The sequence below is a fragment of the Pseudomonas sp. LB1P83 genome (assembly GCF_054897885.1).
On the sequence record NZ_CM142709.1, the window covers coordinates 2,212,117 to 2,235,396 of the forward strand.

General features: G+C 57.4%; 23 protein-coding genes. 8 read left to right on the plus strand and 15 right to left on the minus strand.

The window, feature by feature from the left end:
- Positions 1 to 31: 31 nt before the first annotated feature.
- The 5 genes from ACYZTY_RS10285 to ACYZTY_RS10305 form a co-directional block, all read right to left on the minus strand.
- Positions 32 to 1,129, minus strand: a complete 1,098-nt coding sequence (locus ACYZTY_RS10285) for a polyamine ABC transporter substrate-binding protein (RefSeq protein ID WP_461958373.1) — start codon at positions 1,127 to 1,129, stop codon at positions 32 to 34.
- 217 nt (positions 1,130 to 1,346) lie between these two features.
- Entirely contained in the window at positions 1,347 to 2,231 is an 885-nt protein-coding gene (locus ACYZTY_RS10290; RefSeq protein WP_461958374.1) for an ABC transporter permease subunit, read from the minus strand.
- Complete coding sequence (locus ACYZTY_RS10295; protein ID WP_461959291.1) at positions 2,228 to 3,109, minus strand: ABC transporter permease subunit; 882 nt, start codon at positions 3,107 to 3,109, stop codon at positions 2,228 to 2,230. Before ACYZTY_RS10295 ends, ACYZTY_RS10290 begins: the two co-directional genes overlap by 4 nt.
- 29 nt (positions 3,110 to 3,138) lie before the next feature.
- Positions 3,139 to 4,281 (minus strand): polyamine ABC transporter ATP-binding protein, encoded by a 1,143-nt coding sequence (potA, locus tag ACYZTY_RS10300; RefSeq protein WP_131062288.1) that lies wholly within the window; start codon positions 4,279 to 4,281, stop codon positions 3,139 to 3,141.
- A 347-nt stretch (positions 4,282 to 4,628) separates the two neighbouring features.
- Positions 4,629 to 5,390, minus strand: coding sequence for a gamma-glutamyl-gamma-aminobutyrate hydrolase family protein (locus ACYZTY_RS10305; protein WP_461958375.1), 762 nt, complete (start codon positions 5,388 to 5,390; stop codon positions 4,629 to 4,631).
- Positions 5,391 to 5,670: 280 nt separating this feature from the next.
- On the opposite strand from ACYZTY_RS10305, the gene ACYZTY_RS10310 reads away from it, so the two are divergent.
- The 5 genes from ACYZTY_RS10310 (at position 5,671) to ACYZTY_RS10330 (ending at position 11,648) form a co-directional block, all read left to right on the plus strand.
- Entirely contained in the window at positions 5,671 to 7,047 is a 1,377-nt protein-coding gene (locus tag ACYZTY_RS10310) for a glutamine synthetase family protein (RefSeq protein WP_461958376.1), read from the plus strand.
- Between the two features lie 201 nt (positions 7,048 to 7,248).
- On the plus strand, positions 7,249 to 8,739 hold the full coding sequence (locus ACYZTY_RS10315) for an aldehyde dehydrogenase (RefSeq protein ID WP_461958377.1): 1,491 nt from the start codon (positions 7,249 to 7,251) through the stop codon (positions 8,737 to 8,739).
- A gap of 52 nt (positions 8,740 to 8,791) precedes the next feature.
- Positions 8,792 to 10,075, plus strand: coding sequence for an NAD(P)/FAD-dependent oxidoreductase (locus ACYZTY_RS10320; RefSeq protein ID WP_461958378.1), 1,284 nt, complete (start codon positions 8,792 to 8,794; stop codon positions 10,073 to 10,075).
- A 463-nt stretch (positions 10,076 to 10,538) separates the two neighbouring features.
- Positions 10,539 to 11,087 (plus strand): cupin domain-containing protein, encoded by a 549-nt coding sequence (locus ACYZTY_RS10325; RefSeq protein ID WP_007946335.1) that lies wholly within the window; start codon positions 10,539 to 10,541, stop codon positions 11,085 to 11,087.
- Positions 11,088 to 11,201: 114 nt separating this feature from the next.
- A complete protein-coding gene (locus ACYZTY_RS10330) occupies positions 11,202 to 11,648 on the plus strand; it encodes an NUDIX hydrolase (RefSeq protein WP_461958379.1) in 447 nt (148 codons plus the stop codon).
- A 154-nt stretch (positions 11,649 to 11,802) separates the two neighbouring features.
- Here the strand turns inward: ACYZTY_RS10330 and ACYZTY_RS10335 are convergent, their stop codons facing one another.
- The 3 genes from ACYZTY_RS10335 to ACYZTY_RS10345 form a co-directional block, all read right to left on the minus strand.
- On the minus strand, positions 11,803 to 12,321 hold the full coding sequence (locus tag ACYZTY_RS10335) for a hypothetical protein (protein ID WP_461958380.1): 519 nt from the start codon (positions 12,319 to 12,321) through the stop codon (positions 11,803 to 11,805).
- 95 nt (positions 12,322 to 12,416) lie between these two features.
- On the minus strand, positions 12,417 to 12,929 hold the full coding sequence (locus ACYZTY_RS10340; protein WP_461958381.1) for a DUF6644 family protein: 513 nt from the start codon (positions 12,927 to 12,929) through the stop codon (positions 12,417 to 12,419).
- Positions 12,929 to 13,279: a DUF6152 family protein gene (locus ACYZTY_RS10345; RefSeq protein WP_461958382.1), complete on the minus strand. Its 351-nt coding sequence runs from the start codon at positions 13,277 to 13,279 to the stop codon at positions 12,929 to 12,931. The genes ACYZTY_RS10340 and ACYZTY_RS10345 overlap by 1 nt, the downstream gene beginning before the upstream one ends.
- Before the next feature lie 443 nt (positions 13,280 to 13,722).
- On the opposite strand from ACYZTY_RS10345, the gene ACYZTY_RS10350 reads away from it, so the two are divergent.
- On the plus strand, positions 13,723 to 13,971 hold the full coding sequence (locus ACYZTY_RS10350; RefSeq protein WP_461958383.1) for a hypothetical protein: 249 nt from the start codon (positions 13,723 to 13,725) through the stop codon (positions 13,969 to 13,971).
- 543 nt (positions 13,972 to 14,514) lie between these two features.
- The gene (locus ACYZTY_RS10355) at positions 14,515 to 14,880 is read left to right on the plus strand and encodes a hypothetical protein (protein ID WP_461958384.1); all 366 of its coding nucleotides are present in this window, start codon (positions 14,515 to 14,517) and stop codon (positions 14,878 to 14,880) included.
- A gap of 188 nt (positions 14,881 to 15,068) precedes the next feature.
- Here the strand turns inward: ACYZTY_RS10355 and ACYZTY_RS10360 are convergent, their stop codons facing one another.
- From ACYZTY_RS10360 to ACYZTY_RS10390, 7 genes are all read right to left on the minus strand, one after another.
- A complete protein-coding gene (locus ACYZTY_RS10360; RefSeq protein WP_461958385.1) occupies positions 15,069 to 15,359 on the minus strand; it encodes a fructose-bisphosphate aldolase in 291 nt (96 codons plus the stop codon).
- Between the two features lie 677 nt (positions 15,360 to 16,036).
- A complete protein-coding gene (locus ACYZTY_RS10365) occupies positions 16,037 to 16,255 on the minus strand; it encodes a PLD nuclease N-terminal domain-containing protein (RefSeq protein ID WP_131062273.1) in 219 nt (72 codons plus the stop codon).
- Positions 16,256 to 16,428: 173 nt separating this feature from the next.
- Positions 16,429 to 17,844, minus strand: a complete 1,416-nt coding sequence (locus ACYZTY_RS10370) for a purine-cytosine permease family protein (RefSeq protein ID WP_461958386.1) — start codon at positions 17,842 to 17,844, stop codon at positions 16,429 to 16,431.
- Positions 17,845 to 18,265: 421 nt separating this feature from the next.
- Positions 18,266 to 19,417, minus strand: a complete 1,152-nt coding sequence (argE, locus tag ACYZTY_RS10375; protein ID WP_461958387.1) for an acetylornithine deacetylase — start codon at positions 19,415 to 19,417, stop codon at positions 18,266 to 18,268.
- Positions 19,414 to 20,091 (minus strand): DUF1028 domain-containing protein, encoded by a 678-nt coding sequence (locus ACYZTY_RS10380; protein WP_461958388.1) that lies wholly within the window; start codon positions 20,089 to 20,091, stop codon positions 19,414 to 19,416. The genes argE and ACYZTY_RS10380 overlap by 4 nt, the downstream gene beginning before the upstream one ends.
- A 157-nt stretch (positions 20,092 to 20,248) precedes the next feature.
- Positions 20,249 to 20,665 (minus strand): RidA family protein, encoded by a 417-nt coding sequence (locus tag ACYZTY_RS10385; protein ID WP_461958389.1) that lies wholly within the window; start codon positions 20,663 to 20,665, stop codon positions 20,249 to 20,251.
- A 24-nt stretch (positions 20,666 to 20,689) separates the two neighbouring features.
- Positions 20,690 to 22,000, minus strand: coding sequence for a flavin-containing monooxygenase (locus ACYZTY_RS10390; RefSeq protein WP_461958390.1), 1,311 nt, complete (start codon positions 21,998 to 22,000; stop codon positions 20,690 to 20,692).
- Positions 22,001 to 22,278: 278 nt separating this feature from the next.
- Here ACYZTY_RS10390 and ACYZTY_RS10395 point away from each other — a divergent pair, with 278 nt between their 5' ends.
- Positions 22,279 to 23,262, plus strand: a complete 984-nt coding sequence (locus ACYZTY_RS10395; RefSeq protein WP_461958391.1) for a GlxA family transcriptional regulator — start codon at positions 22,279 to 22,281, stop codon at positions 23,260 to 23,262.
- Positions 23,263 to 23,280: the final 18 nt, after the last annotated feature.

A 23,280-nucleotide genomic window follows, 5' to 3' on the forward strand; every position in this document is an offset into this window, starting at 1 on the left:
CAAGCCTCGCTCCTACAAAGGGCGCGCGCAATTACTTCCCGAGCTTCACCCGCGTCCAGCCCCGGGTCATCACCCGCTGAACGCCGATCGGCATGTCCGGAATGGCATACAACGTCGCCATCACGTCTTGCGGCGGATACGACCCCGGATCATCCCGGATCGCCTCATCCACCAATGGCGTGGCTGCCGCGTTGGCATTGCTGTAGCCGATGTTGTTGGTGATCTCGGCGATGATGTCCGGGCGCATCAGAAAGTTCATGAACAGGTAGGCGTTTTCCACGTTCGCCGCGTCCTGTGGAATGGCGACCATGTCGTAGAAACTGCCGGCGCCTTCTTTCGGAATGCTGTAGTCGATCTTCACCTTGTCGCCCGCTTCCTGAGCGCGAGCCTTGGCTTGCAGCACATCGCCGGAGTAACCGACCGCGACGCAGATGTTGCCGTTAGCCAGGTCGGAGATGTATTTCGACGAATGGAAATACGCCACCGAAGGACGAATCTTCATGAACAGCGCTTCAGCCTCAGCGATCTGCCCCTTGTCCTGCGAGTTCACCGGGTAACCCAGGTAGTGCAGGGCTGCCGGGAGCATTTCCGTCGGCGAGTCGAGGAAGCTGATGCCGCAGGCTTTGAGTTTTTCCGCGTTTTCCGGTTTGAACAGCAGGTCCCAGGAGTTGGTCGGTGCGTTGGCGCCTAGCACTTCCTTGACCTTGGCCGGGTTGAAGCCAATGCCGATCGACCCCCACATGTACGGGAAGGCGTGGCCGTTATTCGGGTCGCTCGCGGAAGCGTTTTTCAGCAGCACCGGGTTGAGGTTTTTCCAGTTCGACAGCTTCGACTTGTCCAGTTCCTGATAGACGCCGGCCTTGATCTGTTTGGCCAGGAAACTGTTGGACGGCACGACGATGTCGTAGCCGGATTTGCCCGCGAGCAGGCGTGCCTCAAGGGTTTCATTGCTGTCGAACACATCGTAGGTCACGCGAATACCGGTCTCGTCTTCGAACTTCTTGACCGTGTCCGGGGCGATGTAATCGGACCAGTTATAGACGCGCAGAACCTTGTCATTGGCCTGGGCAGCCGTGGCAATCGCGCCCAATAAGGACAGTGTCAGCAGAGTCCTGCCAAACATTTTCATCGGTACAACTCCATTCTTTTTTATTCAAGTACGCAAAACAATTGCAGCCTTCGCGCACCCCTTGTAGCAGCTGGCGAAGCCTGCGTTCGGCTGCGAAGCAGTCGTGAATTCAGACACTGCGGTTCTTTCAGGAAGATTGAATTCGCAGGTTTTACGACTGCTTCGCAGCCGAACGCAGGCTTCGCCAGCTGCTACAAAGTGTGCGTGCTGCCGGCCCTTAGGCTGTCGCTTCTACCATCTGCTTTTTAGGTTGCTGCCACGATTCGTTGGCAGTCTGGTCCATCGCTTCCTGAATCGCACGTTTGCGGGTGGCTTCGGCGCGGCGGCTGAAGTACCAGACCATGAACGTCACAATCGAAACGGCCAACAGAATCAGACTGGCCACGGCGTTGATCTCGGGCTTCACACCCAGACGCACCGCCGAGAACACTTCCATCGGCAAGGTCGTCGAACCCGGGCCAGACACGAAACTCGCCAGTACCAGGTCATCCAGCGACAAGGCAAACGACATCATGCCGCCGGCCGCCAGTGAAGGCGCGATCATCGGAATGGTGATCAGGAAAAACACCTTGAACGGCTTTGCCCCGAGGTCCATGGCCGCTTCTTCGATGGACAGGTCCAGCTCACGCAAACGCGCCGAGACCACCACCGCCACATACGCCGCGCAGAACGTGGTGTGGGCGATCCAGATCGTGACGATGCCACGCTCCATCGGCCAGCCGATCAACTGCGCCATCGCCACAAACAGCAGCAACAACGACAGACCGGTAATCACTTCCGGCATCACCAACGGCGCCGTCACCAAACCACCAAACAGCGTACGACCCTTAAAGCGTGTCACGCGAGTCAGCACAAACGCTGCCAGTGTCCCCAATGCGACCGCTGCAATCGCGGTGTAGCAGGCGATTTCCAGCGAGCGCACCACCGAGCCCATCAGTTGCGTGTTGTCGAGCAAACCGGCGTACCACTTGAACGACCAGCCGCCCCACACCGTCACCAGTTTCGAGGCGTTGAACGAGTAGATCACCAGAATCAACATCGGCAGGTAGATAAACGACAGGCCGAAAACCAGCATGAACTTTGAAAATCCGAAGCGTTTCATCCCCGTGCCTCCATCTCTTTGGCCTGGCTGCGGTTGAACAGCAGAATCGGCACAATCAGGATCAACAGCATCACCACCGCCAGGGCAGACGCCACCGGCCAGTCGCGGTTGTTGAAGAACTCTTGCCACAGCACACGTCCGATCATCAGCGTCTCCGGACCACCCAGCAGCTCCGGAATCACGAACTCACCGACCACCGGAATGAACACCAGCATTGCGCCTGCAATGATCCCGTTCTTGGCCAGCGGCACGGTGATTTTCCAGAAGTTGTTGAAATTGCTCGAACCCAGGTCCGACGCGGCTTCCAGCAGGCTCTGATCGTGCTTGACCAGGTTGGCGTACAGCGGCAACACCATGAACGGCAAGTAGGCGTAAACAACCCCTATATAGACGGCCGTGTTGGTGTTGAGGATCTCGATCGGGTGATCCGTCAGCCCGGTCCACATCAAAAAACCGTTGAGCAAACCGTTGTTGCTGAGGATGCCCATCCACGCATAAACACGGATCAGAATCGCGGTCCAGGTCGGCATCATGATCAGCAACAGCAGAACGTTTTGCGTTTCCTTGTTCGCCTTGGTGATCGCGTAGGCCATCGGGAAACCGATCACCAGGCACATTAGCGTGCTTAAAAACGCGACCTTCAACGAGCCGAAGTAGGCCGAGATATACAGCTCATCCTGGGTCAGCAGCGAGTAGTTGCCGAGGTTCAGCAGCAGCTGGAATTTCTGCTCGGCGAAGGTGTAGATCTCGGAGTAAGGAGGAATGGCCAGCGCCGCTTCCGAGAAGCTGATCTTCATCACCAGGAAGAACGGCAACAGGAAAAACAGGCAAAGCCACAGGAACGGAATCCCGATGACGAGCTTTCGACCACTCGGCATCAGCCGCATGAACTGCTGATTGAGTGTTTTCATGAGCGCAGTACCACGCCGCTGTCGTCTTCCCACCACACGTAGACTTTGTCGTCCCAGGTCGGACGGGCGCCACGGCGTTCGGCGTTGGCCATGAACGATTGCACGACCTTGCCGCCAGGCAGCTCGACGTAAAACACCGAGTGACCGCCAAGGTAGGCGATGTCATGCACTTTGCCTTCGGACCAGTTGTAGCGGGTGTCCGGCTTGAGGGTGCTGACCAGCATTTTTTCCGGGCGGATCGCGTAGGTGATCGACTTGTCCTGCACCGAGGTGCTGACGCCGTGACCGACGTAAATCTTCTGCTCCAGGTCCGGGCTGTGAATGATCGCGTGACCTTCAAGGTCTTCCACAACGGTGCCTTCGAAGGCGTTCACGTTGCCGATGAACTCGCAGACCATGCGGCTGACCGGTGCTTCATAGATGTCGACCGGGCTGCCGATCTGCGCGATCCAGCCCAGGTGCATGATCGCAATGCGCTGGGCCATGGTCATGGCCTCTTCCTGGTCGTGGGTCACCATCACGCAGGTCACGCCGACCCGCTCGATGATCTCGACCAACTCCAGTTGCATTTGCGAACGCAGCTTTTTATCCAGTGCGCCCATCGGTTCGTCGAGCAGCAGCAGCTTCGGACGTTTGGCCAGGGAGCGGGCGAGGGCCACGCGCTGACGTTGGCCGCCAGACAACTGATGGGGTTTGCGTTTGGCGTACTGGGTCATGTGCACCAGGCGCAGCATCTCTTCAACGCGGGCGTCGATTTCGCTGGCGGGCAAACGGTCCTGCTTGAGGCCGAAGGCGATGTTCTGGGCGACGGTCATGTGCGGGAACAAGGCGTACGACTGGAACATCATGTTGATCGGCCGTTCGTACGGCGGCATGTCGGTGATGTCGACGCCGTCGAGGAAAATCCGCCCTTCGGTCGGGCGCTCGAAGCCGGCGAGCATGCGCAGCAGGGTCGATTTACCAGAGCCGGAACCGCCGAGCAGGGCGAAGATTTCGCCTTGATGGATCTCAAGCGAGACATCGTCTACTGCGCAGGTTTCGTCGAATTTCTTGGTGACGCGGTCGACTTTCACCAGCACCTTTTTCGATGTCTGGTGACCTTCAAGAGCCTTCCTGTAGATGCTGGAGGCGTTTGCCATGTGAAACTCCCAACAGGTTTCAGTCGTCGGGCCAACGCGGCCTGACTTAAGAGTGGATTGCAAGCCCGGGGCATTCGGTTGGCGCGTTCCCTTGTAGGAGCGAGGCTTGCCCGCGAAGGCGGTGTATCAGGCAACGATGATGTCGACTGACACTCCGCCTTCGCGGGCAAGCCTCGCTCCTACAAGAAGTTGCGCTCGCCTGATCCATACCGCTCGGGCTTATTCGGCGCCGCCGTCCTGGCTGCCGGGGTCGTACTTGTTGTTATTGCAGTGTGTTGTTTCGCAAGTCACGGACGCGCAAAGGCACGCCCGCCTGACTCGCGGGGGCAGTAAATTCGTGTTTTAGGTCAGCGGGTTTTACGCAACGCGGCCCGTCGCCGGCACGCATCGCCGAACGCCTGGAAAATACTCAAGTAAGGCGGGTTCGACAGGACCTGCCATTCCGGGTGCCATTGCACACCGACGGCAAAGGTCGGGCTGTGTTCTACGGAAATCGCCTCGATCAAACCGTCCGGCGCGATGGCTTCCGAGCGCAAGCCCGGCGCCAATCGATCAATGCCCTGGCTGTGAATCGAATTGACCCTGAACTCGGCCGGCAACTCCAGCGCTTCGAATACGCCACCCGGTTGCACCGTCACCGCATGCGCCGGAGCGTATTGCACCGCGAGCTCTGGACTGTCGGCTTCCCGGTGATCGAGCATGCCGGGCAGTTCATGCACCTTCTGATGCAGGCTGCCGCCGAAGGCCACGTTCATTTCCTGGAAGCCGCGGCAGATGCCGAGCACGGGAACGCCCGCCGCAATGGCTGCACGCAATAAAGGAAGGGTGGTGGCGTCCCGCGCCGGATCGTGATCCGTGCCGGGGGCACTGGCCGGGCCTTGATAGTGGAAAGGTTCCACATTCGAGGGTGAGCCGGTCAGCAGCAGACCGTCGAGATGCGCGAGCACATCATCGATTTCAGTCAGTTCGCCTAAGGAAGGAATGATCACAGGCAGCCCCAAAGCCGCGACGCTGACAGCACGCAAATACTTGTCGCCGCTGACGTGGTAGGGGTGCAGGCCAATCTGTTTGACGCATGCAGTAATGCCGATCAATGGCTTGAATGCCATTTTTATCACCTCGAAGTTTCACACTTGAACGAGCTTTTCCGGAGCTTAGCCTTGTTGATTTTAATTAACAACTCTCATGTAAAAAATTCTAAACGCCGTACGTCCGATCCTGAGGGTTTACGCGGTGCGCAGGACTTGATTGGCACTCTCGTGCCCATAAAAGGCCCGAAAATAAAGGTTGAGAGGTCAAGTGTTCGCTATTGACTTCACTTTGCCGTTCGGGTTGACTGGGCTCGCAACAAGGTAGTGAACATAATAATTAACAGCTAATAGGTGCATCATGTCGGTCCCTCTGCGTACCGTTCAACTCAACGAAGCAAACGCATTCCTTAAGAAATATCCTGAGGTTTTGTACGTCGACCTTCTGATTGCGGATATGAACGGTGTGGTGCGCGGCAAGCGCATCGAGCGCACCAGTCTTCATAAGGTTTACGAAAAAGGCATCAACCTCCCGGCGTCACTGTTTGCTCTGGACATCAACGGCTCCACGGTGGAAAGCACCGGGCTGGGTCTGGACATCGGCGACTCGGACCGGATCTGCTTTCCCATCCCTGGCACCCTGAGCATTGAGCCGTGGCAGAAGCGCCCGACCGCTCAGTTGCTGATGACCATGCACGAACTGGAAGGCGAGCCGTTCTTTGCCGATCCACGCGAAGTGCTGGCCAACATCGTGCGCAAGTTCGACGATCTGGGCCTGACCATCTGCGCGGCGTTCGAGCTGGAGTTCTACCTGATTGACCAGGACAACGTGAACGGTCGTCCGCAGTCACCGCGTTCGCCGGTATCGGGCAAGCGTCCGGTGTCGACCCAGGTCTACCTGATCGACGACCTCGACGAATACGTCGACTGCCTGCAAGACATCCTCGAAGGCGCGAAAGAGCAGGGCATTCCTGCCGACGCCATCGTCAAGGAAAGCGCCCCGGCGCAGTTCGAAGTGAACCTGCATCACGTCAACGACCCGATCAAGGCCTGCGACTACGCGGTGTTGCTCAAGCGTCTGGTGAAGAACATCGCCTACGACCACGAGATGGACACCACGTTTATGGCCAAGCCGTATCCGGGCCAGGCGGGCAACGGTTTGCACGTACACATTTCGATTCTCGACAAAGAAGGTAACAACATCTTTGCCAGCGAGGATCCCGAGCAGAACGCCGCCCTGCGACACGCGATCGGCGGTGTGCTCGAGACCCTGCCGGCGCAGATGGCCTTCTTGTGCCCGAACGTCAACTCGTACCGTCGTTTCGGCGCGCAGTTCTACGTGCCTAACTCGCCGAGCTGGGGCATCGACAACCGTACCGTTGCGGTACGTGTGCCGACCGGTTCGTCGGACTCGGTGCGCATCGAACACCGCGTAGCGGGCGCCGATGCCAACCCGTACTTGCTGATGGCGTCGGTGCTGGCCGGTATTCACCACGGCCTGACCAACAAAATCGAGCCGGGTGCCCCGGTGGAAGGCAACAGCTACGAACAAAACGAGCAGAGCCTGCCGAACAACCTGCGCGATGCACTGCGCGAGCTGGACGACAGCGAAGTCATGGCCAAATACATCGATCCGCTGTACATCGACGTGTTCGTGGCGTGCAAGGAAAGCGAGCTGGCCGAGTTCGAGAACTCCATCTCCGACCTTGAGTACAACTGGTATTTGCATACGGTTTGATGGCTTGAACCCGGTTCCAGGCTGAAAAACCGATCAACTGTAGGAGTGAGCCTGCTCGCGATAGCGGCGTATCAGTCATCTTGATGTCGCCTGATTCACCGCTATCGCGAGCAGGCTCACTCCTACAGGGGGCTGCATTTCAACTTTCTGGTTGAGCGGCATTCAGTCCCACTATTTATTCCTCTGCGTCGAGTCACAACAATGACAAACACCCGCAGCGACTGGGAACAACGCTTCCAGTCCTTATCCATCGAAAGCCGCGCATTCATCGACGGCCAATACCGCCCGGCACTCAGCGGTGACACCTTCGAATGCATCAGCCCGGTCGACGGCCGTTTCCTGGCCAACGTCGCCAGCACCGACGAAGCCGATGCTAACGAAGCCGTGGCCGTTGCACGCCGCACCTTCGATTCCGGCATCTGGGCCAACCTTGCCCCGGCCGAGCGCAAGCGCATTCTGATCCGCTTCGCCGACCTGATCCTGGCCAACCAAGAGGAACTCGCCCTGCTCGAAACCCTCGACATGGGCAAACCGATCAACGATTCGATGAGCATCGACATCCCGGCGACCGCCAACGCGATCCGCTGGAGCGCCGAGGCCATCGACAAAATCTACGACGAAGTCGCCGCCACGCCGCACGACCAACTCGGCCTCATCACTCGCGAACCAGCGGGTGTGGTCGCCGCCATCGTGCCGTGGAACTTCCCGCTGATCATGGCCAGCTGGAAGTTCGCCCCGGCCCTCGCCGCCGGCAACTCGTTCATCCTCAAACCTTCGGAAAAGTCGCCACTGACCGCCATCCGCATCGCCCAGTTGGCGCTGGATGCCGGCATCCCGAAAGGCGTGTTCAACGTCCTGCCGGGCTACGGTCACACCGTCGGCAAGGCGTTGGCGTTGCACATGGATGTCGATGTTTTGGCCTTCACCGGCTCGACCGCGATTGCCAAGCAACTGCTGATCTACGCCGGGCAAAGCAACATGAAACGCGTCTGGCTCGAAGCAGGGGGGAAGAGCCCGAACGTGGTGTTCGCCGACGCGCCGGATTTGCGCGCGGCAGCACAAGCGGCGGCCGGTGCGATTGCCTTCAACCAGGGCGAAGTCTGCACCGCCGGTTCGCGTTTGCTGGTGGAGCGCTCGATCCGCGAGCAGTTCATTCCGCTGCTGGTGGAAGCGCTGCAAGCCTGGAAACCGGGCCACGCGCTGGACCCGGAAACCACGGTCGGCGCGGTCGTCGATCAGCGTCAACTGGACAACGTGTTGCGCTACATCCAGGTCGGCAAAGACCAGGGCGCGCAACTGATTGCGGGCGGCAGCCGCACCCTCGAAGCCACCGGTGGCCTGTACGTGGTGCCGGCGATTTTCGACGGCGTGACCAACGCCATGACCATCGCCCGCGAAGAAATCTTCGGCCCGGTGCTGTCGCTGATCACCTTCGACACCGCTGAAGAAGCCTTGGCCATCGCCAACGACAGCATCTTCGGCCTGGCCGCAGGCGTCTGGACCAGCAACCTGAGCAAGGCCCACACCTTCGCCCGTGGCTTGCGCGCCGGCAGCGTCTGGGTCAACCAGTACGACGGCGGCGACATGACCGCGCCGTTCGGCGGGTACAAGCAGTCGGGTAACGGTCGGGACAAATCGCTACACGCGTTCGACAAATACACCGAACTCAAAGCGACCTGGATCAAGCTCTAACACCTCTACAGCGGCGGTCGTCGGTACTTGCCGACGATCATCGGAGAAACGTATGAAACAAGCACATGTAAACAGCTACTACGCCGCCACCCGCAACTTCACCGGCGACTTCCCGGTATTGGAACAAGCGGTCGATTGCGACGTCTGCGTGATCGGCGCCGGCTACACCGGTTTGTCCTCGGCCCTGTTCCTTTGCGAAGCGGGCTACAGCGTGACCGTGCTCGAAGCCGCCAAAGTCGGCTTCGGCGCCAGCGGTCGCAACGGCGGTCAACTGGTCAACTCCTACAGCCGCGACGTCGATGTGATCGAAGAGCGCTATGGCGACAAGACCGCCGAAGTCCTCGGCAGCATGATCTTCGAAGGCGCCGACATCATCCGTCAGCGCATACAACATTACGACATCCAGTGCGACTACAAACCGGGCGGCATCTTCGCCGCGCTGAACAAAAAGCAACTCAAAGGCCTGGCCGAGCAGAAAAGCAGCTGGGAACGCTACGGCAACAAAAACCTGAAGATGCTCGACGCGGCCGACATCAAGCGCGAAGTCGGTTGCGACAACTACGTCGGCGGCCTGCTCGACATGCAGGGCGGCCACATCCACCCGCTGAACCTGGCCCTCGGCGAAGCCTCGGCCATCATCGGCCTCGGTGGCAAAATCTACGAGCAATCGGCCGCGGTGGAAATCACCTATGGCGAACCGATCACCGTGCGCACCGCCAAAGGCTTGGTCCGCGCCAAGTACCTGCTGATCGCCGGCAACGCCTACCTGCCGCAAGACCTCGACAACCGCGTCACGCGCAAAAGCATGCCGTGTGGCTCGCAAATCGTCGTCACCGAACCGTTGTCCGAGAAAGTCGCGCGCAGCCTGATCAAAAACAACTACTGCGTCGAAGACTGCAACTACCTGCTCGACTACTACCGCCTCACCGCCGACAACCGCCTGCTGTACGGTGGTGGCGTGGTCTACGGCGCCCGCGAACCGGATGACATCGAGCAACTGATCAAACCGAAAATCCTCAAGACCTTCCCGCAACTGAAGGACGTGAAGATCGACTACCGCTGGACCGGCAACTTCCTGCTGACCATGTCACGCATGCCGCAATTCGGCCGCATCGAGAAAAACGCCTACTACATGCAAGGCTACAGCGGCCACGGCGTCACCTGCTCGCACCTGGCCGGCAAACTGATCTCGGAAATGATCCGCGGCGACGCCGAACGCTTCGACGCGTTCGCCTCATTACCGCACATGCCAATGCTCGGCGGCCGCACCTTCCAGGCCCCGCTCACCGCCATGGGCGCCGCGTATTACGCACTGCGCGATCGCTTCGGGATCTAAGCCCCGACACAGGCTCTGCTCACACCATCGATCAAAAATGTGGGAGCGAGCCTGCTCGCGATGAGGCCACATCAGCCACCATTGATGTAGCTGACACACCGCCATCGCGAGCAGGCTCACTCCCACAGTAGATCTATGGAGTACACAGAATGTGTGATCGACCGGGACCCACCTGTGGGAGTGAGCCTGCTCGCGATGAGGCCCTATCAGCCACCATGGATTTTGGCTGACACACCCCATCACAGGCAGATTCACTCCCACAATTCGCACCACTGAACTCGCTGCCATCACCGCCCAACAACCTTTTTACCCAGCCATTTATCGATCCTGCTGAGCAACACCACCAAACGTGATTTAATACCCGCCTTTCACATTTCCGGGACAGGGAAGCGGTACTTTCGCGGCCAAAAGTCGCCCGCCATCCACCCCCATAACCCTTAAGTATTTCTCGCATAAGGCTGTCATGGACACGGGCTCACGACTCAAATTAGTACGCGAAAGCTACAAACTGTCCCAGCGCGAGCTGGCCCGGCGTAGCGGCGTCACCAATGCCACCATCTCCCTGATCGAACAGAATCGCGTCAGTCCTTCCGTTAGCTCGCTTAAAAAACTGCTCGAAGGCATTCCTATGTCTTTGGCGGATTTCTTTACCTTTGACCAGCCACCGCGTGAACATCAATACGTGTTTCGCGCCAATGAACAACCGGATCTCGGTCGTCATGGGTTGCGGTTGTTGCTGATTGGCGCGTCGGTGCCGAGTCGGCAGATGCGCTTGTTGCGCGAGCAATACGCGCCGGGGGCGAGTTCGGGGGAGGAGCCGATTGTGCATTCGGAAGGGGAGGAGTGTGGGTTGGTTACGCGGGGGACGGTTGAGCTGACGGTTGATGGGCAGATCAGTGTCCTCAACGCCGGCGATGGCTACTACTTCCCGACAACGCTGCCGCACAAGTTTCGCAATATCGGCCAGGATGAAGCAGAAATCATCAGCGCCAACACGCCGGCCAACTTCTAATCCAAAACGGACGCAACCCTGTAGCAGCTGCCGAAGGCTGCGTCCGCAGACGACACCCTTACTGAATGGAAGCAGCTGTTTCAGCGTTTTTCTAAAGTAAATGGACTTCACATCATGACCGCACACCGCATCCGCCCCCTCGCACTCTGCATCTTCCATCACGATGGCAAGATTCTGGTCAACGAAGCGTACGACCCCATTACTGGAAAGCCATTCTTGCGCCCAGTCGGTGGCGGAATCGAGTTTGGCGAAACCAGCGCCCAAGCCGTGCTGCGTGAAGTCGATGAAGAGCTCGGTTTATCCATCACCGATGTTCGCTTGCTCGGCACGCTCGAAAACATCTTCACGTATGCCGGCACGCCCGGGCACGAAATCGTGCAGGTCTACGATGCGAAATTCGTGGATACCAGCGTCTATGCACGGCCCCACTTGAACGCTCACGAAAGCGATGGTGCTGCCTTTATTGCAAAGTGGCTGCCGCTCGACAGTATTACTGGCGATACGCCGTTGGTTCCTGCCGGGTTGTACGAGCTGCTGAAGAAGGTTGCGCTGCTGGACTGATGTTTGGTCATTAGACATGCCGCTGTTTAGCTTATCAATCGCCAGGATGCGATCACTTTTCAAGGAACGAAAATGACAAACGCTGATGCCGGCGCCGTTGAGGGCACGACGATCAGTAACGGAATAGATGACAGCGCTCAATCAGTTAGCGCGCTCAAGGCGTCGGCAGTGATAACCGATCCAGAGCACAGCCGTTGGCCGGTGACTGCTTAGCTTGAAAGAGTCGAGCTCCGGAATCCAGATCAACGATGTTGAGCTGGCAGCCGCTCATGACATTGGGGCCATCGGTGATGCCGCCCTTGATCACATAGCGGGCGCCCGGCATGAACTCACTGACAAAATCGACCGTGCATCTGCGGTTGCCACTGGCTCCGCCCTCCAGCACCAGGTGGATCGGTTTACCCGCTTCGATAGCTCGAAAACCTTCGGGTTTCGAAGGGTGCCCACCGCTGACCGAGAATAGTTCCCGAGGGGGTGTTACGGGTACCGACCTTCCGTACTTGCAGGCTGTGGCCGGTGCTGCGCTAAGGGTCAGGTAGTTGCGACGATTGATCATTGCGTCCATTTCACTGCGAATCTGCGCTTGGGGGGCATTGGCAGGAGTTTCGTATTGCGGGATCGGCGAGCAACCCGTAATCAGAAGCAGGAGCGAGCCTGAGTACAACGGTTTCATGGGAGTTTCTGTCCGTAGCGGTTTGAGGTGGGCACTCTAATACTATTTGTTGGAAGTGGAAAAATAGATCGGGTCCCTTTTTTTAATTTTTTCATTCAGGTATAGGCCAGCAGTCGGCCGCAAAGCACCACGCTGATCCATAACATAATCGAAAAAATCGCCTGGATTTTCGCTATTCCAGGCGCCGCGGTGTCGGTGTTCCATCTATCTACTGAGCGGAAGACACCCACGTGAAAAAGAGCCGCATTGAGGCCCGCAATACCGATCAAGCAAAGCTTCAGAATAAAAACGCCGTTGGATGCGAAGTCGTGTGGATGGGCTGAAAACATCATCAGCCCAGCCGGGACGATCAATAACAGGGCAACGACTCCCCACCTCAGGAGGTGGCGAGCCAGTGCCATCACCGGAAGACCTCTCGACAGCCCGAGAACCCGCAGATCGAACATGACGACAGAGCCGACAAGCACCACGAAACCAAGGATGTGAACCACCTCGACTATCGGATACAGCCATAACTCGCTTCGCATGGCCGACCCGAGTTGCGAGTCACCCACATAGTCCAGCCAGCCTCCCGGACCCGATCCACCGCTGGCGCTGGTTGTCTGCATCAGCGTAACTCAGTGGTTTTGTTGTCGACCGTGATGCGTTCTGCACGCAGTTCATCGGGGTTGTTCCGGTTCTGATAGCCAACCACCATAGCCCGCTTGCCGACAGTCAGCATTTCCCTGGAAAGACCACGGTTTTCCATGCGCGAGGGTGGCGCCAGTATGACGTTCCAGGTCTTGTCGTCGGTCTTCAGGCGAACGAACCCATGCGGGTGGGAATAACCGGACTCCTCGATCGTTCCGTCCAGCTGCAGGGGTTTGCTCGAGTCGTACTCACTCCAGCCGTGATGAGCGAACACCGCCGATGCCACCAGTAACGATGAGAATCCAAGGGACCCCAGCAAGCGCTTCATGATGCGACCTCCTGTTACGGATCATTGATGACCGTCAGCCTGTTCTGATCAGGAACAGGTCAATCCAGAGAGTCTATAAAAATAGTACAAATTCGTGACGTGGGGAGGGCCCACGAAACCGCAGTGCCGGTAAAAATCAGCCGCAGCAAGGGTGGAGGTCAGGAAAAACGGGCATCCGAAGATGGTTAAGTAAGTGCCATTCAGATCTGTCACCTTTTTACGGCTATGGGTGTCCCCTTTGTCTGTCCTCTGTCCTCTGTCCTCTGTCCTTTGTCTCTTAAAACCCTGACGAAAGACGATTTTTAGTTTTTATCGCTAACAGTTCTAGATACCTGTCAGGTTTGACAGGTGTAATCTATTTTAAAATCAGACAAGATAATTATTAACAAGCTGCTAGACGGCAATATTGGTGGGAGCTAGATTGCATTAAAGGAGTTATATTTATGCACGATAATAAAGAGACTGTGTCCGAGGCCAATGTTGAAAAGATCTTCAGTGCTGTGGGCGTGGGCAATAAGTGTAAATTCAAGATGTCTGCAGGTAATGAACCTACTTCCCATCAGGGGCTACTTCAGACATACAATGTGTCGAAGCGAAAATTCACCGTAATGATGTATCATCCTGGCAGTGGGAACTATGATGTGGAGTTCAATATGAATGAGTTGGTATCCATCGAAAAATCGGCTGTTTGAAAAAAAGCACAGGAAAAGGTGACAGATCTATTTGAATTACATGTTTGTTTTTCTGTTTTTTAAGTGGTTTTCAGCGAAAAAGGTGACCAGCGAAAAAGGTGACAGATCTATTTAATTAAATAGATCTGTCACCTTTTCTTACTGTCACCTTTTCTTACTTTAATTAAATAGATCTGTCACCTTTTCTGTCATTTTCTTATTCGCGCGTGGCGTAATGCTTGCGGGCTTCTTCATCCACCTTGCTGGGATCGCCCGCGTACTCGTCCTAGAACTGGTCTATGTAAATGCGCTCTCGAACGGCGACCAAGTATGAAAACGGATGAAAAGGGGGCTGATTTAGGTTCGTTGTTTTCTCGTAATGCGCTGATGAGTTATCGCAAATTAATATAAAAAACTGTCAGATTTTACAGTGGTCGTAATGATTCACTCCATTTATATTTCACTTGTCAAGAGAAGGAGATTGAGTTGCATGGCGAGTATGTAATTTAGTTCCTTGGTAGTGGGTTTCGATAGGCGAGTTATATCCAATAAAGGAGTTTTAAAATGTCAGCCTCTGAAACGCAATACGCTTACATGCTACATCATATGCTGGAAAATCTTCCATATTTCTACCTGAAAACAAAGGCGCATCTCAACGGGGATTATTCTTTCAAGGAGGATAGAATAGAACCAGATTCACCGGAGTTTGTAGCTGTGCAAAACAAACTATGTGAATTAAAATCGATTTCTTCTGAGTCTGCGGAGTTGTATGACGAGTTGATTATGATGATTGTCTCTATGCTTGAGTATCAGTTTAATGCCAACCACCCTGATGAAGATAGGATTAGAGAGTGTGTTACTTTGGCTGACGTGGCACGGTATGCTAATGAGTTTGCAAATGTAAATAAATTCACTACTCAGGCGGGTTAGCCAAAGCGGGAGTTTTTTTACTGGAAAGGTGAAAGACTTATTGGTTTGGGACGTGGCAAGATCGCAATTGACTGGTCTCGAACTATTCTGCGAGAAAATTGTTTTCAAAAAAATAAAAGTATCTTAAAGAAAATATATAGGCATAAAAACCCGCATCAATGCGGGTTTTTTTGAGGTTGAAATGTTGGCTACGCCTTCGGCGTATCAAATGCTCTCTGTTCAATCACCCGAAACACATCGCTCACATCCTGGACCATGATCCGGGCGATGTTGGTGACGGTGTTGATGTCGTGTTCGGCGTAGTCGGGGAGGCTGGTGCAGGCCATGAGGTTGAGGTATTTGAGGACGGCGTTGAGGCGTTCGCTGAGGCAGTTGTGGAGTTCACGCAGTGGGGCGTCGTAGTCGATGAGCAGGACGGGGTGGTCGGTGGCGAGTTGGGACATTGGGGTGAAGCGGCGGGGCGGTTGTTGAGTTGTCATGGTGTAAGTCCTCACAAAAAAGAAGAATTGCCACCTTTCTGCTGCGAAACAAATTGGGTGGCAGCTGTGCGCGGGTTCGCAGACCGGAGACCCACACCAAACCCGGCAGACCCGAAGGTCTCCCACGCACAACCGCCATGAAACATTATGCAGCCGGAGCCGGCTGCATCATGCCTGACGGTACTTTGGTGTCAATCTTGAGGGCTGCGAAACCCTGTCGCTAACTGCGGTCAGCGACGGGTCGAATATAGGGGGCGATTTGAGTGTCTGCAAACGGGGGTGTAGGACGTAAATCCGAGTTTTATGGCTGATGGGGGAGACTGCGTTTGGCTGTGCAGCTGACGTGAGTTCAGAGGTTGTTTAGTGTCAGGTGGACCTTGCGTGCTGGATTTGCGGCTGCTGCGCAGCCGAACGCAGGCTTCGCCAGCTGCTACGAGATGTGGGTATGTTTAAAAGTTTGGTGGGTTTTGGGGCGGCTTCGCCGCCCAGCGGGAGCAAGCTCCCTCGCCACGGAGGGTGGTTTCCTACATGATTTTCGGATGTGAAAAATCAAAGGATTTTGGTTTCGGTGGCTCACGTGCTGATCAGATGGCCAGAAACAACAAAGCCCCGAATCATCGGGGCTTTGTCATTTTGAATTGTGCAGTTTCCAAATCGTTATCGCGGACCATCCGACGTCATTGTCCAGCCTGCGGCGAATGCGGATTGTGTTCAGTGTGCTTCGGTCCGGCCAATGCCCACGCCACCACCCCAATCAGCGGCACAAACACGATCACTACGATCCACAGGAGTTTGTTGCTCGATTTGCCTTGGGCTTTGCGCACTCGGTTGATGGCCCATAGCTCGATCAGCAAAAGAGCTGCGGTCAGTACGATCCAGATTGTTTCGATTTGCATGGTCACCCTCCAGATAGTCTTTCTGTTAGGTGAGTCGTGGTGGGCAGGGTTAATTTAATTTTGGGAGATGTAAGGAGGGGGTGCTCGCGATGGTGGTCTGTCAGTCAAATTAGTATTGGCTGTCAGGGACTCATCGCGAGCAGGCTCACTCCTACAGGGGAATTGGGATTTAGTTAGATCGAGTTGGCCAGTTTTCCGGTGGAGAGGCGACGTTTGTAGGCGGTGTCGCGGTTGGCCAGCCAGTAGTAGAGCGGCGAAGTGATCAGCAGACCGACCAGCCAGGACAAATCCGCGCCGTTGATGTGTTCCGAAATCGGCCCGACATACAGCGGCGTGTTCATAAACGGAATCTGCACCGCGATCCCGATCGCATACGCCAACAGCGCCTGCGGGTTGTAGCGGCCATAGATGCCGCCATCGACTTTGAAGATCGAATTGATATCGTACTGACCTTTGTGAATCGCATAGAAGTCGATCAGGTTGATCGCGGTCCAGGGCACCAGCACGACGAGCAGCACCAGCACCATGTCGACGAAGTGGCCGATGAAGTTGGCGGAGGCGCCGACGGCGGCGAAGCAGCAGGCGGCGAGGATGATGATCGAGAGGATGGCGCGGCTTTTGGCGGTGGGGATCCAGCGGTAGGCGAAGGTCTGGATCAGGGTGATCAGCGACAGCACGGCGCCGTAGAGGTTGAGGGCGTTGTGGCTGATGACGCTGAGCAGGAACAGCACGAGCATCAGCGGGCCGATGGAGCCGGTGGCGAGTTTGACGGCGTCCATGGTGTCCATGCCGACGGGTGTGGCGAGGACGGCGACGGCGCCGAAGATGAACGAGAGGCTGGAGCCGAGGACGGTGCCGAGGTAAGTGGTCCAGAACGTTGCGGCGACGGGCACGTTGGCGGGCAGGTAGCGCGAGTAGTCGGAGACGTAGGGCGCGAAGGCGATTTGCCAGAGCGCGGCGAGGGACACGGTGGCCAGCCAACCGGAGATATTGAAGCTACCGCGGGTGAGGAAGTCGGCGGTCTGCACGTGGGTGAAGATGTAGCCGAAACCCAGCACGATGCCGGCGCCGAGGACCCAGGTGCCGATGCGGTTGAGCACGTGGATGAAGCGGTAGCCGATGATGCCGATGATGCCGGAACCGAGGGCGCCGATGACAATGCCCACGGGCACCGGGACGCTGTCGACGACGCCGTGCAGGGACTTGCCGGCGAGGACGATGTTGGAGGCGAAGAAACCGATGTACATGATGCCGGCGATCAGCACCACCAGCAGTGCGCCGAGGGAGCCGAACTGGGCACGGCTCTGGATCATTTGCGGGATACCCATCTGCGGGCCTTGCGCGGAATGCAGCGCCATCAGCACGCCGCCGACCAGGTGTCCGACGAGAATAGCGACGATGCCCCAGACCAGGTTGAGGTGGAACATCTGCACGCCGAGGGCGCCGGTGACGATGGGCAGCGGGGCGATGTTGCCGCCGAACCAGAGAGTAAAGAGGTCGCGGGTTTTGCCATGGCGATCTTCGGGCGGCACGTAGCCGATGGTGTGTTTTTCGATGAGCGGGGCGGTGGTTGTTGCTGTGGTAACCATGACGGACTCCAAGGCAATTTGAGTACGTGGACGTACTTCGGTGAGCGCCGCGCGGGGGCGACGCTTTTCTTGTTGGAGTGGATGATGTGCGGTGGGGGCGGATAGATAAATGAGTAAGATTGTGGGTATAGACGTTAAAAAAAATGGGTCAGTAGGAAGGTGAAAAACCTGTAGGAGTGAGCCTGCTCGCGATAGCGGTCTGTCAGTCAAAATTGATTTGGCTGACAGACCGCTATCGCGAGCAGGCTCACTCCCACAGGGATTTTTGAGTGTTCAAATTCCTTCGCGAATCAGACGGATCGTCAAAACACCACGCAACTTGTAGGAGCGAGGCTTGCCCGCGAAGACGGTGTGTCAGTCAACGTAGATGTTGAAAGTCAGACCGCCTTCGCGGGCAAGCCTCGCTCCTACAGGTTACGTGTCAGCCAGAGATAGATGAGAGCATTCGTTGCAGCATTTCATCACAGCCATTCAACTGATCGAGGCTGACGAATTCGTCGGGTTTATGGCCCTGGTCCATGCTGCCGGGGCCGCAGACGACGGTGGGAATTCCGGCGGCGTCGAACAGGCCGCCCTCGGTGCCGAAGGCCACGGTACCGAATTCTCGGGAGCCGCAGAACATGGCGATCAACTCGGCCGCTTCGCTGTGCGCATCAGTCGCCAAACCGGGGTACGCCGACAACTGGCTAAATCGAATCTCGCTCTGTTCACTTACCGCACGCATGCGCGGTAAAACTTGCTGGTCCGCATAAGCCTTCAGCTCCTGCGCAACCTCACTCGGGTCATACGAAGGCAACGCACGGATTTCGAAATCGAAGCGGCAATCAGCGGGCACGATGTTCAACGCTTTACCACCGCAAATCACCCCGGTCTGCACGGTGCTGAACGGCGGATCAAACCGCGCATCGTGATGCTCGGGCGCTTTCAGTCGATGACCGATCCGTCCCAGTTCACCGATCAATTCAGCGGCGTATTCAATCGCGTTAACCCCAAGCGGCGCATACGCCGAATGGCACGCTTCACCATGAATGTCACAGCGCATCGCCAGTTTGCCTTTATGCCCGAGCACCGGTTTCAGTTCGGTCGGCTCGCCAATAATGCACAGCATCGGTTTAATCGGTCGCTGTTCCAGCTCCGTCAGCAACAAGCGCACGCCGAGGCAACCGACTTCCTCGTCGTAGGACAGCGCGATGTGCACCGGCAGCCGCAGGGTGCACTTCACCAGCGACGGCAACAACGCCAGCACGCAAGCGATGTAGCCTTTCATGTCCGCCGTGCCACGCCCATACAGCTTGCCATCGCGCTCGGTGAGTTCGAACGGCGCAACGGTCCACGGCTGGCCATCGACGGGCACCACGTCGGTGTGCCCCGACAGCACGATGCCCGGCCGATCCGCCGGGCCAATGGTGGCGAACAGATTGGCCTTGCTGCGCTGCTCGTTGTAGATCAGTTCGCACGGCACGTCGAAGCCCGCGAGGTAGTCACGGACGAACTCGATCAGGTGCAGGTTTGATTCGCGGCTCGTGGTGTCGAACGCCACCAGGGTTTGCAGCAAATCACGGCTGGTGCTCATCGGTCGTCTCCGGCGACGCCGTAGCCGGGGGATTTGTCGGGGGCGAGCGCGCGGTCGATGTAGTCCTGGACTTGTGGGCGATAGGCGTCCCAGAGTTTTTCCAACTGGCCGATTGGATTTTCGTCAGCCCAATCGACCCGCAGATTGATGATCGGCCACGTCAGTTCGCCGACCACCGCCATCGCCGCCGAATGCACTGGCCCGGCTTCGCCACCGGCGGCGATGGCGGCTTTCATCGCGGCAAGCAAGCGGTCGGCGAGTTGGCCTTCGCCGTGTTCGAATGCTTCGACCATGGCCTCGATCACTGCGCGGTCGGCGAGCATGTTGCCGGCGGCGACGCATTGTTCGCCGGACACGGCGTTGTGGTTGCCAAGGGTTTGCGCGCCGCTGAAATGGGCGGTCTGGCCGAGGTGGTCGATGGCGGTGATCTGCCGGTATTGGCTGTAGCCGTTGCGGGTCAGGACTTTGTCCAGCGCCTCGGCAGGGGCGAGGCCTTGCTCCAGGAGGGCGAGGACTTCCGGGCCTAACGACGGCAGGGTGATGTTTTGTGTGGAGACGGCGCCGACACCCGGCAGCAGCCACGGGCAGCGGGCGCCGACGGCGATGCTGGAGGAACTGATCGCAATGCCGAACTGACCGGTTTCGGGGCAACGGGCGGCGATGGAGAAGGTCATGGTTTTGCTCCTTGGTTTGCCTTGGCGAATGAGGTGTCTGGGCGGGCCTCTTCGCGAGCAAGCTTCGCTCCTACAGAGGATCGGGGTCGTGCATGAAATCGAGATCTAACGTAGGAGCGAAGCTTGCTCGCGAAGGCCGCGACTGGGTCTTACCTGCTTACTCAGGAATCACCGCAATCACATCAATCTCCATCAACCACTGCGGCTGTCCGAGTGCGGAAACCACCAACCCGGTCGAGATCGGAAACACGCCTTTCAACCACTTGCCCACTTCCTGATACACCGGTTCGCGATACCGCGGGTCAATCAGGTAAGTCGTGGTTTTCACGATGTGGCTCAGGTCACTGCCAGCCTCTTCCAGCAACTGCTTGACGTTGCGCATGGCTTGTTCGGTTTGCGCGCGCGGGTCACCCAGACCCACCAGTCTGCCCTCGAAATCAGTCCCGACCTGGCCACGAACATAAACCGTATTGCCGGCGCGGACTGCTTGGCACAAGTCGTTGTCCAGGGTCTGGTTCGGGTAGGTTTCCTTGGTGTTGAACATGCGAATACGGGTATGGGTTGGCGTGGACATATGAAGCTCCTGAAAAGGAAAGGCTTAAGCACTGACCGTGGTTTTATGGGCGACCGGGGCCTGTTCCGCCTCGCGTTGCGCCGCGTCGTGGTAGTCGAGATACGAGCGCTGAATGGCGATGTGATCAGCCACGTACTTGGCGTCATGCCAGACACCCCAGATGAACGAAGAGCCGCGACGGGACTGCCACGGCAGACCAAGGAAATACACGCCAGCCTCGCTCGACACACCGCGTTGATGCTGCGGCTTGCCGTTGTCGTCGAAAGCATCAACCTTGAGCCAGCTGTAATCCGTGGCAAAACCGGTGGCCCAGATGATCGAGGTCACGCCAGCCTTTGCCAGGTCGAGTTCAAGAATCGGCTGGGTGACGCACTCCGGGTCCGGGAACACGTGCCGCGCTTCAGGTTCTTCCGGAAGGTCGAGGCCATTGCGTTCGATGTAGGCATCGGCAGCATTCAGCAGCGCCAGATAGTTCTCATCGCCACGTGCGAGGTTGTCGGCCAGATTCGCCTGGAACGTCGCCACGCCACCGTTGAACGATTGAGTCAAACCCACCAGCGTCATGCCGCGATGGGCCAAGCCACGGAAGTCCACCGTGCGACCGCCATGGGCGCCGCTGACCGCGATGGTCACGTGTTCCCGTCCCGGTTTCATCGCCGCCTGATCCCATTCGCCCAGCACACCCAGCCACCAGCAGAAATCACGGTTGCGGTAAGCGCGAGGAGGGCGGTCGTGGGCGCCGACGGAGAGGTAAACCTTCTTGCCGGCGCGCTGCAATTCATCCGCGATCTGCACGCCGGACGAACCGGCGCCGACTACCAGCACCGCGCCTTCAGGCAGTTGCGCCGGGTTACGGTAGTCGGCCGAGTGGATCTGCATGAACGGCTGATCTTTCGGAGCAATCGGCGGGATGACCGGACGCTGGAAAGGCCCGGTGGCCGCCACCACGCGGTTGGCTTCGATCAAGCCTTCAGAGGTCTCAATGGTGAAGCCCGGGCGACCGACATTGCGCTCGACTTTCAGCACATCGACGCCGGTGCGGATCGGCGCGTTGAATTTCTTGGCGTAGGCTTCGAAGTAATCGGCGACGCGTTCTTTCGGCGCAAATTCGTCGGGGCTGAGGTCGTCAAAATCAAGACCAGGGAACCGGTCATGCCACGCCGGACCATTCGCCACCAGCGAATCCCAGCGCCCGGTGCGCCAGCGCTCGGCAATGCGATTGCGCTCCAGCACCAGGTGCGGCACGCCTAGTTTGCTCAAGTGTTCACTCATGGCCACGCCAGCCTGACCGGCGCCAACAATCAGCGTATCTGTTTTTATTTTTTCAGTGGTCATCTCAATACCCTTCGAAGTTGGAGTTAGGTCGCGAACGGCCTGCCATTTCTTGGGCTCAAGACTAGGGATGACCCTGGTATCGGTAAAATATTATTAAGCTGGCATTTGAGTATAAATAACTGAGGCAGAGCGCTATCTGGCGTTCCATCAAGGCGCGTGGATACGCCATAGTGGCGCTGCGGGGTAACATGGCGCCTTATCAAGGCAACAGACAACCGGTTCGGTAACGTAATGGAGTGGGGCGAGCATTGATCGAACGACGCCAATTTAGCGGAGGCATGAAGGGCAAGAACCTTCGCTATCTGAATGAACACCCCGATGGGACCCTGCAAACGGTCCGTGCCGGATTCCTGCTGCTCGAACATTTCTCCCTGCCCGCATTCACCCAGGCGCTGGATACGGTGATCACGGCCAATCTGCTACGACCTGACTCGTTTTCTTCCCGCACCTTCGGCTTGAACGATGGCGAGGTCGTCAGCGATCTGGGCCTGGTCATTCGACCCGATGCGCGCATCGATTGTGCAGCGATCAAAGCGCTGGACCTGCTGGTGATTTGCGGCGGCTACAGGACAGAACTCAAGGCCGGCGACGGGTTAATCAGTCTGTTGAAGACTGCGTCGGACCAGGGCGTCAGCCTGGCGGGGTTGTGGAATGGTGCGTGGTTCCTGGGGAAGGCCGGTTTGCTGGACGGTTACCGTTGCGCGATTCACCCCGAGCATCGCCCCGCGCTCGCGGATTTCTGCAAGGCGACGCAGGTCAGCAGTGAGCCCTACATCATTGATCGAGACCGACTGACGGCGTCCAGTCCTTCCGGCGCATTCCACATGGCGCTGGACTGGATCAAAGGGCTGTACGGCAAAGCGCTTGTCGAGGGGATTGAGGACATCCTGGCATTCGAGGAGTCCCGCTACCGGCGCATCAAGCCGACGGAAAATGTCTGTGTGAGCGCGCCGCTGCGCGAGGTGGTGAAGCTGATGGATGCCAACCTCGAAGAACCGTTGGAGTTAGAGCAATTGGCGGTTTACGCCGGCCGTTCCCGTCGACAACTCGAGCGGTTGTTCAAGGAGCAACTGGGCACCACACCGCAACGGTATTACATGGAATTGCGGATTACCGAAGCGCGGCGGTTGCTCCAGCATACGGAGCTGTCCCAGGTGGACGTGCTGGTGGCGTGTGGTTTTGTGTCACCGAGCCATTTCAGCAAGTGCTACAGCTCGTATTTCGGCTACAGACCTTCCAAGGAAAAGCGACTCGTCAAATAAGAGTCGCTCGTCCACTGA

Bases quoted from the DNA above. Each gene is read 5' to 3' on its own strand.
- ACYZTY_RS10310 (WP_461958376.1), top strand. From the start codon at position 5,671: ATGTCGGTCCCTCTGCGTACCGTTCAACTCAACGAAGCAAACGCATTC.
- argE (WP_461958387.1), bottom strand. From the start codon at position 19,417: ATGAGCACCAGCCGTGATTTGCTGCAAACCCTGGTGGCGTTCGACACC.
- ACYZTY_RS10360 (WP_461958385.1), bottom strand. From the start codon at position 15,359: ATGACAACTCAACAACCGCCCCGCCGCTTCACCCCAATGTCCCAACTC.
- potA (WP_131062288.1), bottom strand. From the start codon at position 4,281: ATGGCAAACGCCTCCAGCATCTACAGGAAGGCTCTTGAAGGTCACCAG.
- ACYZTY_RS10315 (WP_461958377.1), top strand. From the start codon at position 7,249: ATGACAAACACCCGCAGCGACTGGGAACAACGCTTCCAGTCCTTATCC.
- ACYZTY_RS10305 (WP_461958375.1), bottom strand. From the start codon at position 5,390: ATGGCATTCAAGCCATTGATCGGCATTACTGCATGCGTCAAACAGATT.
- ACYZTY_RS10370 (WP_461958386.1), bottom strand. From the start codon at position 17,844: ATGGTTACCACAGCAACAACCACCGCCCCGCTCATCGAAAAACACACC.
- ACYZTY_RS10365 (WP_131062273.1), bottom strand. From the start codon at position 16,255: ATGCAAATCGAAACAATCTGGATCGTACTGACCGCAGCTCTTTTGCTG.
- ACYZTY_RS10320 (WP_461958378.1), top strand. From the start codon at position 8,792: ATGAAACAAGCACATGTAAACAGCTACTACGCCGCCACCCGCAACTTC.
- ACYZTY_RS10290 (WP_461958374.1), bottom strand. From the start codon at position 2,231: ATGAAACGCTTCGGATTTTCAAAGTTCATGCTGGTTTTCGGCCTGTCG.
- ACYZTY_RS10335 (WP_461958380.1), bottom strand. From the start codon at position 12,321: ATGAAACCGTTGTACTCAGGCTCGCTCCTGCTTCTGATTACGGGTTGC.
- ACYZTY_RS10390 (WP_461958390.1), bottom strand. From the start codon at position 22,000: ATGACCACTGAAAAAATAAAAACAGATACGCTGATTGTTGGCGCCGGT.
- ACYZTY_RS10295 (WP_461959291.1), bottom strand. From the start codon at position 3,109: ATGCCGAGTGGTCGAAAGCTCGTCATCGGGATTCCGTTCCTGTGGCTT.
- ACYZTY_RS10330 (WP_461958379.1), top strand. From the start codon at position 11,202: ATGACCGCACACCGCATCCGCCCCCTCGCACTCTGCATCTTCCATCAC.
- ACYZTY_RS10340 (WP_461958381.1), bottom strand. From the start codon at position 12,929: ATGCAGACAACCAGCGCCAGCGGTGGATCGGGTCCGGGAGGCTGGCTG.
- ACYZTY_RS10285 (WP_461958373.1), bottom strand. From the start codon at position 1,129: ATGAAAATGTTTGGCAGGACTCTGCTGACACTGTCCTTATTGGGCGCG.
- ACYZTY_RS10350 (WP_461958383.1), top strand. From the start codon at position 13,723: ATGCACGATAATAAAGAGACTGTGTCCGAGGCCAATGTTGAAAAGATC.
- ACYZTY_RS10325 (WP_007946335.1), top strand. From the start codon at position 10,539: ATGGACACGGGCTCACGACTCAAATTAGTACGCGAAAGCTACAAACTG.
- ACYZTY_RS10385 (WP_461958389.1), bottom strand. From the start codon at position 20,665: ATGTCCACGCCAACCCATACCCGTATTCGCATGTTCAACACCAAGGAA.
- ACYZTY_RS10395 (WP_461958391.1), top strand. From the start codon at position 22,279: ATGAAGGGCAAGAACCTTCGCTATCTGAATGAACACCCCGATGGGACC.
- ACYZTY_RS10345 (WP_461958382.1), bottom strand. From the start codon at position 13,279: ATGAAGCGCTTGCTGGGGTCCCTTGGATTCTCATCGTTACTGGTGGCA.
- ACYZTY_RS10355 (WP_461958384.1), top strand. From the start codon at position 14,515: ATGTCAGCCTCTGAAACGCAATACGCTTACATGCTACATCATATGCTG.
- ACYZTY_RS10380 (WP_461958388.1), bottom strand. From the start codon at position 20,091: ATGACCTTCTCCATCGCCGCCCGTTGCCCCGAAACCGGTCAGTTCGGC.